The sequence below is a fragment of the Aromatoleum diolicum genome, assembly GCF_012910955.1.
Classification (GTDB): Bacteria; Pseudomonadota; Gammaproteobacteria; order Burkholderiales; family Rhodocyclaceae; genus Aromatoleum; species Aromatoleum diolicum.
Genome location: NZ_WTVQ01000004.1, coordinates 19,151 through 33,031, shown reverse-complemented (window position 1 = coordinate 33,031; position 13,881 = coordinate 19,151). Strand labels below are relative to the sequence as shown.

The 13,881-nt window shown below is 60.7% G+C and carries 14 protein-coding genes and 1 pseudogene; 4 read left to right on the top strand and 11 right to left on the bottom strand.

Features of this window, described 5'->3' with window-relative positions; translation table 11 throughout:
• Positions 1-283: 283 nt before the first annotated feature.
• The 4 genes from GPA25_RS03395 to GPA25_RS03380 all read right to left on the bottom strand — a co-directional run bounded on the left by GPA25_RS03395 (position 284) and on the right by GPA25_RS03380 (position 1,758).
• Positions 284-763: a hypothetical protein gene (locus GPA25_RS03395; RefSeq protein WP_169258953.1), complete on the bottom strand. Its 480-nt coding sequence runs from the start codon at positions 761-763 to the stop codon at positions 284-286.
• On the bottom strand, positions 760-1,059 hold the full coding sequence (locus GPA25_RS03390; protein ID WP_169258952.1) for a nucleotidyltransferase domain-containing protein: 300 nt from the start codon (positions 1,057-1,059) through the stop codon (positions 760-762). Before GPA25_RS03390 ends, GPA25_RS03395 begins: the two co-directional genes overlap by 4 nt.
• A 67-nt stretch (positions 1,060-1,126) precedes the next feature.
• Positions 1,127-1,513 carry a type II toxin-antitoxin system VapC family toxin gene (locus GPA25_RS03385; protein WP_169258951.1) on the bottom strand — a complete coding sequence of 129 codons (387 nt, stop codon included), beginning with the start codon at positions 1,511-1,513 and terminating at the stop codon, positions 1,127-1,129.
• Complete coding sequence (locus GPA25_RS03380; RefSeq protein WP_169258950.1) at positions 1,510-1,758, bottom strand: type II toxin-antitoxin system Phd/YefM family antitoxin; 249 nt, start codon at positions 1,756-1,758, stop codon at positions 1,510-1,512. The genes GPA25_RS03385 and GPA25_RS03380 overlap by 4 nt, the downstream gene beginning before the upstream one ends.
• 471 nt (positions 1,759-2,229) lie before the next feature.
• Here GPA25_RS03380 and GPA25_RS03375 point away from each other — a divergent pair, with 471 nt between their 5' ends.
• Both GPA25_RS03375 and GPA25_RS03370 read left to right on the top strand, forming a co-directional pair.
• Positions 2,230-2,676, top strand: a complete 447-nt coding sequence (locus GPA25_RS03375) for a pilin (RefSeq protein WP_169258949.1) — start codon at positions 2,230-2,232, stop codon at positions 2,674-2,676.
• A gap of 458 nt (positions 2,677-3,134) precedes the next feature.
• The gene (locus GPA25_RS03370; RefSeq protein ID WP_169258948.1) at positions 3,135-4,913 is read left to right on the top strand and encodes a hypothetical protein; all 1,779 of its coding nucleotides are present in this window, start codon (positions 3,135-3,137) and stop codon (positions 4,911-4,913) included.
• Positions 4,914-5,309: 396 nt separating this feature from the next.
• Here the strand turns inward: GPA25_RS03370 and GPA25_RS03365 are convergent, their stop codons facing one another.
• From GPA25_RS03365 to GPA25_RS24180, 4 genes and pseudogenes are all read right to left on the bottom strand, one after another.
• Positions 5,310-6,434 (bottom strand): ISAs1 family transposase, encoded by a 1,125-nt coding sequence (locus GPA25_RS03365; protein ID WP_169258947.1) that lies wholly within the window; start codon positions 6,432-6,434, stop codon positions 5,310-5,312.
• Positions 6,435-6,770: 336 nt separating this feature from the next.
• Positions 6,771-7,799 carry an IS110 family RNA-guided transposase gene (locus tag GPA25_RS03360; protein ID WP_169258946.1) on the bottom strand — a complete coding sequence of 343 codons (1,029 nt, stop codon included), beginning with the start codon at positions 7,797-7,799 and terminating at the stop codon, positions 6,771-6,773.
• Between the two features lie 513 nt (positions 7,800-8,312).
• On the bottom strand, positions 8,313-9,284 hold the full coding sequence (locus tag GPA25_RS03355) for an IS110 family RNA-guided transposase (RefSeq protein WP_211162928.1): 972 nt from the start codon (positions 9,282-9,284) through the stop codon (positions 8,313-8,315).
• Between the two features lie 198 nt (positions 9,285-9,482).
• Positions 9,483-9,623: pseudogene (locus GPA25_RS24180) on the bottom strand (helix-turn-helix domain-containing protein); the annotation flags it as partial.
• Positions 9,624-9,940: 317 nt separating this feature from the next.
• On the opposite strand from GPA25_RS24180, the gene GPA25_RS03345 reads away from it, so the two are divergent.
• Positions 9,941-10,174, top strand: coding sequence for a type II toxin-antitoxin system Phd/YefM family antitoxin (locus tag GPA25_RS03345; protein ID WP_169258945.1), 234 nt, complete (start codon positions 9,941-9,943; stop codon positions 10,172-10,174).
• Complete coding sequence (locus GPA25_RS03340) at positions 10,171-10,557, top strand: type II toxin-antitoxin system VapC family toxin (RefSeq protein ID WP_169258944.1); 387 nt, start codon at positions 10,171-10,173, stop codon at positions 10,555-10,557. Before GPA25_RS03345 ends, GPA25_RS03340 begins: the two co-directional genes overlap by 4 nt.
• 99 nt (positions 10,558-10,656) lie before the next feature.
• On the opposite strand, the gene GPA25_RS03335 is transcribed toward GPA25_RS03340, so the two are convergent.
• The 3 genes from GPA25_RS03335 to GPA25_RS24175 are packed head-to-tail and all read right to left on the bottom strand — an operon-like array spanning position 10,657 to position 13,830.
• Positions 10,657-12,048: a sigma-54-dependent transcriptional regulator gene (locus tag GPA25_RS03335; protein ID WP_169258943.1), complete on the bottom strand. Its 1,392-nt coding sequence runs from the start codon at positions 12,046-12,048 to the stop codon at positions 10,657-10,659.
• Complete coding sequence (locus GPA25_RS03330) at positions 12,045-13,619, bottom strand: sensor histidine kinase (RefSeq protein WP_169259085.1); 1,575 nt, start codon at positions 13,617-13,619, stop codon at positions 12,045-12,047. The genes GPA25_RS03335 and GPA25_RS03330 overlap by 4 nt, the downstream gene beginning before the upstream one ends.
• 13 nt (positions 13,620-13,632) lie before the next feature.
• On the bottom strand, positions 13,633-13,830 hold the full coding sequence (locus GPA25_RS24175; RefSeq protein ID WP_343034827.1) for a PP0621 family protein: 198 nt from the start codon (positions 13,828-13,830) through the stop codon (positions 13,633-13,635).
• Positions 13,831-13,881 lie beyond the last annotated feature (51 nt).

The window sequence follows — 13,881 nt, the reverse complement described above, 5'->3', positions numbered from 1 at the left end:
AGGCACACCCGTCGGCGGCAACGATCTGTGAATAGCGGCGCAAGCACTGGCTCTGGACGCCACTTTGGTCACCGATAATGTCCGCGAGTTTTCCCGCGTGGAAGGGCTTCGCGTCAAGAACTGGCTGGAACCCAAGTCAGTCTGATTGCCGCCGAGACACGAGAAATCCAGCGCAGCCCCGTTTACATACCTTTTATCGTTCTCAATTGCGATACACAATGAATGCTGATCCAGCGGGGTAGAAATCGAGCCTGGCCCCCTTTTTCCCTTTTCCCCGCAGCGTTCATGCCCACCCGCGCCGACCAGCCTCCGCGACGAATCTGTCGGCCACGCCGATGAGCGCCGGAACGAACGCGTGCCCCGCCAGCAGCGCAGAACACAGGATCGTCGGGTCTTCGACGTACTCATGAACCATCTGGTTTCTGAGCTTGCGCATCACCATCCAATCGTCCACCGAATCGAGCAACCCCAGTCGCTCGGCGCGATCCAGGTTGTCGATGGCCGCCCCCGCCGTCTCGCCCAGCGCAATCAGGAAGACGGGCAAGAGCTTGTCGCCCACGGTGTCCTGCAGCCGGCTGAAGCGGCCGACAAAGGCGTCGACACGTTCGGCAAGGTCCGGCTCCGATTCGAGCCGAACCGCATCTTCCTGAGTAAAGCCGCCCGCGAACAGCCGTCGGTCCGTCGCAGCGAGATGCCCCGCTTCCTTGCGCACCACGCGCACGAGAAACTGCATGCGGCTGGCAAAGCCAGGCTCCAGCATCATAGCAACACCCCCTCCTTGATCGCGATGTCGTGGATCGCAAGGTGCTTCAGGTTGGGGGCCGCAAGCACCACGTCCACCCGCCGCCCCTGCATCAGACGCGAAACACGCGCCGCCACGCGCGCACTCAGGAGCGCCGGGTTATCGACGGGATCCGGCAGCTCCAGCAGCAGATCGAGATCGCCCCCGCGCGCCGAGTCGTCGAGCCGCGACCCGAACAAGCGGACGCGCGCCAGCGGCCCACCGAGTTCGCGAGCGAGGTGATGGATGGCTTCCGCCTGCTGTGCGCTCAGGCGCATGGGACAAACCTCCAGTTCATCGACGAGAAACAGCGCAAAGTATCACCTATGCCCATTATCCCATCCGTCAAATCTTGATGGCCGTGTCGTTGTAGAGCGCCACCAGCGGATCGTGAGTCATCAACCGCATCGGCTCCACAAGCGCCTGTGCCACCAACATCCGGTCAAAGGGGTCTTGGTGATGCGCGGACAAGTCCTCAACAGCGACCGCGTGTTCTGCCTCGATGGGAAGGATGCGATACCCGGACTCCTGGAAATAGCGCACCGCGTCCTGGCTCGACACAGGCATATCGCCTCGACCCAGCGCATGTTTGATCGCAATTTCCCATACGCTTGCGGCACTGACCCATACCGTCGTTTTGGGCGACGCGATCACATCACGCGCCTTCTGCGGTAGTTTCGGACTGTCCGTGATCGCCCACAGGGCGACGTGCGTATCGAGCAGCAGGTTCAAGACTGCACCCCGCCCATGAACAATCGAGCCACCTCATCGTTGTGGGCGTCGATACTGTCCGGCACCTCGAACATGCCTTTTGCCACGCCGATGCGTTTGCCTGCCGGAGCCGCATCGATCGGCACCAGTCGGGCCGCGGGGCGTCCATTCCGGGCGATAACGATTTCGCGTTCTTGCCCTTGTTCGATGGCCTCCACCAAGCGGGATAGCGTGGACTTGGCTTGCAGCATATTGACGGTTTGCATCGAATCTCCCGTTAAACTCGCACCTAGCCAAGTCTAGCTAAGCCCAAGACGGCGCGCAACGGCAATATGCCTCGGCCCCTGCCCGCAAGGCATCGGCCCCTCATGGGTGTCACTTGCTCGGGACTCAGTCGCATACGGTTAATCCTTGAAAACCGCTCCTGCTGATTCTGCATCCTGCGCCACGACTCGCCGGAGACCCGTCACACCGCGCCGTGCCGCGTGACATTGTCAACATCTGACACTCGTAGCACCCGCCCTTGTCGTGGCTTGACGCAGATTGTGACAATTTTCACGGATGCGGCTGACGGAGGGCTCCTGCCCGGCAGACTCGCAAATTGCGCTATATATTTGTTTTTACGCGTGTTTATTTATTTTCAGATTCGGCGCGCGCGCATTTCCCGGAAGCTGGCACAGCAGTTGCCTTAGGGATACCAAGCGGGTTTTCCGTGGTTTCCCTCAAGGAGATGCATCATGAAAAAGGTTCAGCAAGGCTTTACCCTGATCGAACTGATGATCGTCGTGGCGATTATCGGCATTCTGGCGGCGGTGGCGCTGCCGGCGTATCAGGATTACACGGTGCGGGCGAAGGTGAGCGAGGGTTTGACTCTCGCCTCGTCGGCCAAAGTTTCAGTCGCGGAAAACGCTGCAAACGGCAAGAACTTTGATGCTGGCTGGTCGGCACCCTCGGCGACTCCGAACATCGCGTCGGTGGCAATCGACCAAACGACTGGCAAGATTACCATCACGACGACGACGGCAATCGATGGCGGGAAAACGATTGAAATGGTGCCAACTTCGGGTGCGAGTGCTTTGGCAGGAACGGCGACAGCCTCGACGATTCCGACTGGCGGTTCGATTTCCTGGGCCTGCACGGCCGGGACGCTCAATGCGAAGTATCGTCCGTCAGTATGCCGCTAAGGGAAGTTTGGGATAAACCACGATTCTCCGGTTTTCCCCACAGCTTTTGAACGAAGGAGACCGCTGCGGCGGTCTCTTTTCTTTATGAGTACAAGTTTTTACTACTATTTTCGGTCAGTGTAGTGCCCCCGAAGCTATGCCTTGACTCTGCCACTATCCAAACCGTCATCGTGCGCCTGTTGCTATGGCAAGAGATACGGACTGGAAACCGCAACACTTCGCTTGCAATGATAAACAAAGCCGCAGTCACTCGTCGCTCTATCCTAACGCTCGCAGCGCTAGCCGCTGCGTGTCTTCTGACGGTTCTGGCATATTTCCCCGGACTCGCCGGCGATTTCCAACTTGATGACTTTTCGAACCTGAACAAACTCGATGCGTTTCTCGCATCGCCTTCACTCGAATCGGCTTGGGTATTCGTGTCAGGCAATCACTCAGGCCCATCCGGGCGGCCCATATCGATGGCCAGTTTTCTGCTCGACGCGCTCAACTGGCCGGACGATGCCGGCCCCTTTCGCATCACGAATCTCGCCTTGCACCTTTGCAATGGCTTGCTGATCTACCTGCTCGTTTCGCGAATTGTCGCGATTGCGAGCCCAATCTCTCGCTCAGCCGCATTCTGGATCTCCGCACTCTGGCTGGTGAATCCCGCACACACGGCGACGACACTTTACGTCGTGCAGAGGATGACGCTTCTCAGCACATTCTTCATGCTGGTCGGCCTCATCGCTTATGTCGCGGGTCGGCATCGCTATTACGAGGAAAAGCGCGCCGGCATCGGGCTCATGCTTGGAGGCTTGGCGGTAGGCGCGATCATCGGCTCTCTCGCAAAGGAGAATGCCGCCACCCTCCCGCTGATAGTGCTTGCATTCGAGTTCACGATCTTCGGCGCTAACGCTGCAACACCCTTCATCCGCGCATGGAGGGTCACAATGCTGGCACCCTACTTTGTCCTGCTTGCCACACATCTGATTCCATGGTCGAAATACGTCGATTCGTTCGCATGGCAGCCCTTCACGTGGTGGGAACGGATACTCACGCAACCGCTCGTAGTAGGGACTTATGTCAAGAACACACTCGCCCCCTCGGCACAGAAGATCGGTATCTTCAACGACCAGTTTTCAGTGGTCAGCAACATATTCTCGGAACCCGTTGCCCTTTTTTCGTTAGTTGCAGTTGGATTGGCCTTTGCGCTCGCAATACGGGTGCGTCGCAAGTATCCGGTCGCGGCGCTCTGCGTCCTGAGTTTCTTTGCGTGCCACGCACTCGAATCGTCCATATTTCCGCTGGAGCTCTATTTCGAGCATCGCAACTATTTGGCGTCAGCCGCTGTAATCGCGCTTGCCTACATGTTGCTCGTCAGCGGCCTGCCTTCGCTTAAACCCGGCGCCAAGGCGGCGGCCGGGATTGGAACCTTAGCGGCTTCCGCATTTATCACGAGCGGAATTGCGGCCCCTTGGGGCGATCCGACCCTCGGCGCTATCGTATGGACCAGTCATTTTCCGGATTCCGTCCGAGCGCGCCTGATGGCCGCGGCCACCTGGAGCAGACAAGGACAGTTCGTGCAAGCGGAGCGGGAATTGACCGAGGGTTTTCGACGGAACCCATCCTACCTCGCTCTCAGACTGCAGGCACTCAAGATGCGCTGCATGGCAGGGGAAGACGTCACCGAGCAGTTAATGGCAGTTCGCCAGTCAGCCCGTTCAGCCATCATCGAACGCCTATCCCTTGACACCCTGACGTATCTCCAAGGGCTTGCCCAGTCGGGCGAGTGCAGCGGGCTAACCATCGAAGCAATCAACGACGTCGCTTCACAACTCATCCAGAACCCGCAGATCAACAAAGCTGAGTTTCTTGGGGCCTATGTATGGTTCATCATTGGGGAAACCAGCTCGGACTTGGGGCGACTCGATGCCGCTTTCGAAGCCATGGACAAGGTCGAAGCGTACCGTGGCGACACCAGAACGGCTTTCTGGAAGGCAGTCTGGTCGATCAACAACGGGAATCCGGAGCGCGCCAACGAAGTCTTGAGCCAAACGCGCACCGGAACCCAAGGCAATACAACGGAGGACGGTAAATCGCGAGAAGCTGTCGTCATCGAACGGATAATCAATGCCAACAACAGTACATCACCTAATTTCAGCATTGTCGTCGACCCGGTAAAACTCGAACAAGGGGCGGCCAACATAGAAATCCGACCGCGTGGAGACAAACAGAATCGCATCGTCGTCGCGCAATAGAGACAAGAAACCAGAGGAATAAACAAAGAGGTAAAGAGGTAAACTGAGAAACAAAGGGACACCCACTTAAAAGGAAACAGGGAAAAATAGGGAAAAATGGGGGACAGACCACGATTTCCCGGCCTTCCCCTTTCTCCCGAAAAGACCGCTGCGGCGGTCTTTTTCTTTTCCAAGTGAAAAAATGGGCTCAGACTCGATTTTGAAGTGAAATAGGGACATGAAATAGGGACACCCATTAGCCGGCCGGCGTCAAGCGAGCAAACGATTCCATGGCGGCGCCGGCCGCCAGTTTTCAATCTTTCCCTACGCCACTCACAGTTGCCGATCGCGCCCGTTTCTTCAAATCATGGCTGCGACGAATCGCGCCAGACACCCATCAGGACAGGGTCATCGCACTTATATGTCGTGAATCGGCGTAATCCCGAGCATCGCCATCCTGTAGTCGTCGTCCCAAGAGGCGAGTTTGCGTTTCTTGGCGAGGCTGATCTTGCCGAAGGAGGCCGTCGCGGTCTCGACCTTCAGGAGGTTGAGGACGATGCGCTTGAGGCGGGAGAGGTTGTCGGCCGCATTGTCCTTGCGTACGGTGGCGGCGTCCTCGCGGAAATTCACGTCGAGCATCCAATGCACGCTGTTCTCGATACCCCAGTGCGCCCGCACGGCAGATGCGAAGGCTTGCGCCGAAAGTATGCGGGAACTGATGTAGTAGCGGCGTTCCGGCTCCGACTCCTTGTCGCCTACCTTGCGCAGCGATTCAACCATGCCCAGCATCCGGCAGCCCGGCCAGCGTGCGGTGTCCACCTCGTCCGCGTTGGATGCGACCCAGAAGCCCTGCCAGACAAAGCGGCCGTGGGATTGCTCGGAGCACCGGGCAGATTGTCCTGCCAGTTCCAGCGCGTGCCGCTGGGCGACACCGAAGCGCTCGTGCAGCACGCTCTGCAGGCCGGGCTGATTGCCTTTGACGGCCAGCAGGTAGTCGGCCTTCTTCTCCAGGATCTTGGCGGCGATCTCGCTCTGGCAGCCCATCGCGTCGAGGCTCACCAGGTAGCCTTTGATCAGCAGCGCGTCGAGCAACTCGGGAATGGCGCTGATCTCGTTGCTCTTGCCATCGATCTTCTGCTGCCCCAGTACGAGGCCGCATTCCGTGGCAAACGCGCTCACCACATGGATGGGGCCGTTCTTGCCGTCGCCCGAGCCGCGCACGGTCTTGCCATCAACGGCGAGCGTGCCGCTGCCCACCGCCGGCACGATCCCGCCCACCCAGCGCCGGAAGGCGTCTTCGAAGGTGCGCGGATCGAGAATGCGGAACACCCGATTGAAGGTGTCATGGGACGGGATGCCGCCCTCGAGCTTCAGAAAACGCTTGAGCCAGGCCACCTTGTGTTCGGCCCAGAACGCCATGTCTTCGAAGCTGTTCACGTCGCACAACACTGCACAGACTGCGATCGCCCGGATTTCCTCCAGGTCATGGCGACACGCGTAGCCCGCCCGGCGCGGGTCCTCGATCTGGGCGAGGCAACTCATCAAGGGCATCGGCGCCAAGCGTTCAGTCGATGAGGCGAGAAGGTGAGGATTGCAGCCATACATCCGGACTTTGATTGGGCGTTACCCATGTCCCTGATGGAATGCGCTGGACGACGCCCTATTAGAGTAACGGAATCGAAATTCCAACGTCTTTTCCGGGTTATGCCGCCCACGGTCTTACCTGTCTTGCCATCACTTCATGATTGCCTGAGCAACCCTTGGAGTACCTCCGTCACGAAACTATTGCTGTTATGCAACGATGCTTCGTGGATATCCACAGGCGCTCGCCAGCGCGCCTCCTACGCTGGCGGGCGAGTGCCTGTGGATATCCCGTGTTCAAGCTGCCGGCCCGTAGCCCGCCGCGTAGCGGCGATCATGCGCCAACAGCGCCCAGACGATGCGTGCGTTTTTGTTGGCCAGTGCCACCGCCGCAACGTTCTTGTTCCTCCGGCCCAAGAGACGCTTGAGCCACTCGTCCGCCTGATTGACCTTGTGTTCCACTACTCGAATCACCGATCGGGCGCCGTGGATGAGCAAGGTGCGCAAGTAAATGTCGCCCCGCTTGCTGATGCCCAGCAACGTCGGCTTGCCGCCGCTGGAGTGCTGTCGTGGCACCAGCCCGAGCCAGGCCGCCATCTGTCGTCCATTCTCAAAGCTCTTCGCATTGCCGACCGAGGCTACCAGGGCGCTGGCCGTGATCGGGCCAATGCCGGGAATCTCGGCCAACTTTCGGCTGGCTTCGCTTTCGCGATGCCAGAGCTGGATTTGCACTTCCAACTCACCGACCTGCCGCTCCAGTTCTTTCAGGTGATCGCCAAGCCGCTGGATCAGCTGGCGGAACATACCGGGCAAACTGTTTTCTCCGTCCTCCAGAATGTCCGGCAAGCGCTTGGCAATATTGCCGATGCCCTGCGGTATGACGATACCGAATTCGGACAGCAGACCACGAATCTGGTTGGCCTGCGCGGTACGTGCTTGAACCATTCCTTGTCGTGCTCGATGCAGTGCCAGCACCGCTTGCTGATCACCGGTCTTCACCGGCACGAAGTGCATGTTTGGCCGCCCCACCGCTTCGCAGATCGCTTCAGCATCCGCCCCGTCGTTCTTGTTCGACTTGACATACGGTTTGACGAACTGCGGCGCCATCAGCTTGACCGTGTGTCCCAGCGCAGAAAGCTTCCTCGCCCAGTAATGAGCACTGCCGCAGGCTTCCATGCCGATTACGCACGGCGAGAGGTTCGCAAAGAACGCCGCCATCTGATCCCGCCGCAATTGCTTCCTCAACAGTACCTTGCCTCGCTCATCCACGCCGTGCACCTGAAACACGTTCTTTGCCAGGTCAATCCCAATCGTCGGAATCTTCATTTCGGTCGCCTCTTCCGTTCGTGGAAACATTCCATTCCCACTTTGGCACATCGATGCCGGTTAGGCAGGGGCGACCATTCCATTAGAGTAGACGCCTTTTACGCGCGGTCCACAAGATGCCTGTGCAAGTGCTTGAGTGTGAACGGCTTTCATGTTCCGCGCATGCAATTAGGATATGCGAGGCGCTCGATGACAATTAAGTGCGTTGGCCCTGCCCATCAGGATCAAGCGAGCGGCGATGAATCTGGCTGTCGCCCTGGCTGCTTCGCCGCCCCAGAAGAACGTTGGTGCCGCAACGCGTCCACTGGATTCCTCACAGACCCGTGGCTACCGACATCGGTGCCAATCCCTGGCTGGCTCGCGTTGCGGGCGATCCGCTTTCGCTGCAAATGGGTGACGGCACCCGGTGTCCAATTCAGACCAGTCGGTTCAACCCCAGTCCCCATTTCTGGCTCGCCGGTGCCGTCGAAACTCATGTGAAGCAGCGCGTCACGTCAAACGGTTTGCGCTCCTTCAGAATGTGAAAGCACGCCCGCGCCAACTTGTGCGCCAGCGCCTTGATCGCCACCGCGTTGTTCGTCTTGCCTTCTTTCGCTCGTAGAATCGCTTCGCCTCGGCACAGTAGCGCAGCGCAAAGTTAGCCGCCTCGACGAAGGCCCAGGCCAAGTACTTGTTGCCGTTCTTGGTGTTGCCTTCCCCCTTCTTTTTGCCGTTGCTGGTGAGCACGCTATCGACGCAACGCGCGTAGGAAGCGAAATTGCCGGCGGCGGCAAAGCGCTCGATCGGCCCCGTTTCCAGCAGGATCGTGGTCGCCAGCACTTGACCGATGCCCGGTACGCTGGTGAGCAGTCCATACTCCGGTCGCGCCACCACCTTTTCCTGCAGACGCTTTTCAAGGAGGTCGATCTGCGTGGAAAGCGTCGTGATGACCGCCACGTTGGCCTTGATCGCCAGCGCCACATCGTCCGACAGCGGCATCTGATCGACGCTCTCGGCCGTCAGATGCTTGACCTGGTTGCTGCTGATCCGGGCACCATGCTGGCGGGCGGTAATGTTCTCGACGGCCAGAATGTGGGCGGTGCGACTACGCACCAGTTGCATGCGTTTCCTGCTTAGGTCGCGCACGGCGCGTTGGTCCGGCGGCAGGATGGTTCCCGTCGGCAGTATCCCCAGTCGCAGCAGGTGGGCAAGGTAACGCGCATCGGCTTCGTCTCCGCTGTGCTTGAGCCCTTCGTACTTCTTGATCGCCGTGGTGTTGGCCAAATGCACCCTGAAGCCCGCCGCTTGCAGACCATCGACCAGCCAGTACCAGTTGAAGGTCGATTCAACGACAACTCCCGCCAGATCGTCTTGCCACGGCGACAGAAATCCAAGAATTTTCGGTAGATCGTTGGGCAGTCGCTTTTCTGACACCACACGATCTTCGTCGTCGGTCACGGTCACCACACTGTTGTTCGAGTGAAGGTCAATTCCGCTATATTTCATCTCCGGTCTCCCGTTGGCTAAAGCAGTTCGCAAACTCACTTTAACCCCGCCGTACTACGGCGGCGGGAGGCCGGTTAGATGATTTTCAGACCACGATTCTCTGGCTCTTCCCCCTTCCCGAAAGAGACCGCTGCGGCGGTCTCTTTTTTGTTGCGGCCGAGTCTTAACAGAAGCCCGCAAAACCGGCCCCGGAGCGCCTCACTCCAATCCCCACTTCTCCAGCCGGTAACGCAATTGCCGGAGCGTCATGCCCAGCCGCCGCACGGCTTCGGATCGGTTCCAGCGGGTGTCGTCGAGCATGCGCAGCACGCGGATGCGTTCGTCGTCGCTGTCAGTGTCCGGGTCGTGCCACCATCGTGGTCGAAATGGGGGCAGACTCAATTTATTGCGGCTCACCAACGTCCCGCGGCCAATGGTTCAAACGCTCCGCACCGTGCCGACACCGGCCGCCCACGCCGCCATGCTCAAGGCCGCATTTTTAGTGGCAACGGGCAACGTCCTTCGCAGGCAACGCCGCAATAAGCCTGGCCACTGGAACACCGCGGGTACGTAATCGACATCGCCTTGCTCCGCTGCAGCAGCCCGTGTCGCGAGCCGTCATTTCGCGACGACCATGCTAGACTTAGTCCATGCACTAAGTCATTCAGGAGGACAGAATGAGCGTTGTCGTGAACGTCCATGAAGCCAAGACGCATTTTTCCCGTTTGCTTGAACGAGCCCATGCGGGACAGGAGATCATTCTGGCCAAGGCCGGAAAACCGTATGCGCGCTTGATGCCTCTCGCACCGGCGGCAACGAAGCGGTGCCCGGGGCGCCTCGCCGGGCGCATCGGCGACGCCTTCTTCGAGCCGCTGCCGGACGCGGAACTCGACGCATGGGAGGGTCGATGAGAGTTCTGCTCGATACGCACGCGTTGCTGTGGTGGTTCACCGATGACCCGCGCCTGTCACGGATTGCACGCGACACGATTAGCGACGAAGCCAACGCGATACTCGTCAGCGCCGCAAGCGCATGGGAAATCGCGACGAAACACCGACTCGGAAAATTGAATGAAGCAGTCGATGCTGTGCGCCGTTTCGATGAATTAGTCGCGGCCGACGGTTTTGAGCATATGTCGGTAACTCATTTTCACGGCCTGAAAGCGGGCGGTTACGCGGTCGAACATCGCGACCCTTTCGACAGGATGCTGGCGGCACAAAGCGAACTGGAATCCGTGCCCCTCATGACTTGCGACCCGGCTTTTACTGCGTTCGGCATACGCACCGTGTGGTAGGAAAGCGGAAAAGATCGTGTTCCCGGGCATGGATCAAGAGGGGGCGGGATTGGTGGATAGCTTCGAACCCGACCATAGTTCGGGACCGCGACGACCGCCTCACTCCATGCCCCACTTCTCCAGCCGGTAACGCAACTGCCGGAGCGTCATGCCCAGCCGCCGCGCGGCTTCGGAGCGGTTCCAGCGGGTGTCGTCGAGCATGCGCAGCACGCGGATGCGTTCGTCGTCGCTGTCAATGTCCGGGTCGTGTTCGCCACGGTCGTGGTCGTGCAGGGGGTTGCCCGAAGCGAACGGCGGAAACGGCTGCGCGATGCCTTCGGTCGGATGCAGGTTGATGTCGTCAGCGGTGATCTCGTCTCCGTCGCACAACGCGCAGGCGCGTTCGAGCAGGTTCTCCAGCTCGCGCACGTTGCCTGGGAAGGCATGCTGCCGGAGCGCAGCGATCGCGCCGGCGGTAAGACGGCGGGGGGTGCCGCCTTCGCGTTCGGCGAGACGGGCGAGAATGTGATTGGCGAGGTCGGGAACGTCTTCGGGGCGTTCGCGCAGTGGCGGCACGCGCAGCGTAATGACGTTGATGCGGAAGTAAAGATCCTGGCGGAACTTGCCGTCGGCGACGAGTTGCGCGAGGTCGCGGTGCGAGGCGGACAGGATGCGCACGTCGACCGATTCCTCGGCATGCGCGCCGACCGGGCGCACGGCGCGTTCCTGGATCGCACGCAGCAGCTTGACCTGCATCGCCAGCGGCAGGTCGGCGACTTCGTCGAGAAACAGAGTGCCGCCGCGTGCCGCTTGGAACAGGCCGTCCTTGTCGAACACCGCGCCGGTGAAGCTGCCCTTGCGGTGACCGAAGAACTCGCTTTCCATCAATTCCGGCGAGATCGCACCGCAGTTGACCGGCACGAAGGGAGCCGCGGCGCGCGGGCCGAGTTCGTGAATGAGGCGCGCAATGACTTCCTTGCCGGTGCCGGATTCGCCCTGGATGAACACCGGCGCCTGGTTGCGTGCGAGCTTGGCGATCTGTGCGCGCAGGTGTTCAAGCGCAGCGGAAGAGCCGATGAGACTGCGCCCGCCTGCCCCCCCCGGCGTGGCCGGCGCTGTTTGCAGGTTGAGGGCGTGACTGACGAGTTCGCGCAGCGCCTTGAGTTCGACCGGCTTGGTGACAAAGTCGAACGCGCCGCACTTGAGCGCGCGGATCGCGGTTTCGATGCTGCCAAAGGCGGTGATGACAGCGACCGGCAGGCCGGGGATGTGGGCCTGGATATGCGCGACGAGTTCCAGCCCGTCGCCATCCGGCAGACGCATGTCGGTGAGACACAGGCGGTAGGTCTTGTCGCCGAGCAGACGCCGCGCGTCGGCGACGGTGCCGGCGGTGTCGCACGCGAGCCCCATGCGCAGCAGCGAGAGTTCGAGCACCTCGCGGATGTCCTCTTCATCGTCGACCACCAGTACGTCGGCGCCGACGGGACGATTACGGCGTTCGGATCTAATCATGGCTGACTCCGTCCGGTGAGCACGAAATGGGCGCCGGGGGCATTGTCGCGCAATTCGAGCGACGCGCCATTGGCTTCGGCCAGTTCGCGGGCGATATACAGCCCGAGGCCGGTTCCTTTGGGATGAGTGGTGAAGAAGGGTTCGAACACGCGCCCGCGCTCGGACTCGACGATACCCGGACCGTCATCGAGCACGTGCAGCGCAATCCGGCCAATGCCTTCGGCGGACACGAAAACACGCACGGACCCGGGCTTGCCCGAGCAGTAGCGTCGGGCGTTGCCGATGAGGTTGTCGAGAATCTGGTGCAGGTGCGCGCGATCAATGGCGAAGGTCGCCTCGTGCGGGATGTCGGCGCAATAGATCTCGCGCTCGGCCCCGCTGGCGAGGGCGAATTCATCGATCAGACTGGACACGAAGGACGCGAGCGGCAAGGCTTCCGGCAGCGCTTCCTCGCGCCGCCCGAGCGCGAGCACGTCGCGAATCATGCGTTCGATGCGACGCGCGTTGTCATTGATGATGCGTATCAGGCGCGTCTGCACTTCGCCGCGCTTTTCCTCGGTCAGCAGTTCCGCCGCCTGGGTGACGGCCGACAGCGGGTTGCGGATTTCGTGCGCCATGCTGGCGGTGAGGCGCCCCAGCGCGGCAAGCTTGAGTTGCTGGACGTGTGTCTGGATCTCTTCAAAGTCGGTGAGATAGATCAATGTCTCACCGCCTGCCCCGTGCCCGGTCTCGTTCGCATCATCATCGAGCGCGCCCAGCGCGCGGCAACGCAACAGTTTGCCGGCCGGACCCAGACGACGCAGGCTGCCTTCCGGGCCGCCACACAGACCATGCACATCGGCGAATTCCTCGTCGAGATCGGCCAGGCGCAGGCCTTCGAGTTGATACACCCCGAGCAGTTCGGCAGCGCGCGGGTTCGCCTGGCGCACGATGCCATCGGCGCCGAGCACCAGCACGCCGTCCTGCATGTCGCGGATGATGCGTTCATTGACCGCCTGTTGCGTGGCAAGCGCCTCGCCACGCGACACGGCCAGTGATTCGTTGGTCCGGGCGCGCAGCGCCAGCAGGTGCGCGGTGATCGCAATGCCGAAAAAGCCGATGCAGACGATGCCGACCTGCAGGAAATCCCCCGGCGTACCACCGCTGAAGTAACGCCAGACGTTTTCCGCGAGCACCGCCACCGTCGCCAATGCAGCATAGAACAGCACCATCCGTCCCTGCGCCACCAGGCCGGCGCCGGCAAGGATCACCATCATCAGCACCGGCATGCCACTGCGGTAGCCACCGCTGGCCCACATGATGAGGGTCAGCAGGACGATGTCGATGATGACCTGCAGGCTTATCAGGCGGTCGATGCCGAACCGGCGTGCTGCGTCGGGAAAGCCGAGCGCCAGCACCGCGCCGACGTACGCCAGGGCCGCACCGTTAAAGACCTTCGGCGCATCGCTTCCGAGATTGAGCTCGAGGCCGGCGACGAGGAAGAAGCCGGCGATGATCAGGCGGAAAAAATTCAGGTAGCGCAGCGGCACCCAGCGTGTCGCGTCGAATCCATCTGCTGCCGTGGCGCGCATCGGACGCGCGTCTCTAGTGCCGCGCACCCAGGCGCCGATGTTCGTCGCAGCAGAAGAAGGCATCGCCATCGCGCACGCCTTCGCTTTCAGGAACATGCAGGCCGCAGTGCTCACATCCGAGCATGCGTTCGGGTTCTGCGAGCGCGCGCGGGCGCCCGCTGCCGCCGGCCTTTGAATCACCGCGACCGATCCGGCTCAGGGCGCGACGCACCCACCAGATACCGACAAGAACAAGGATGAAGATCAGCAGATTGCGCACGAT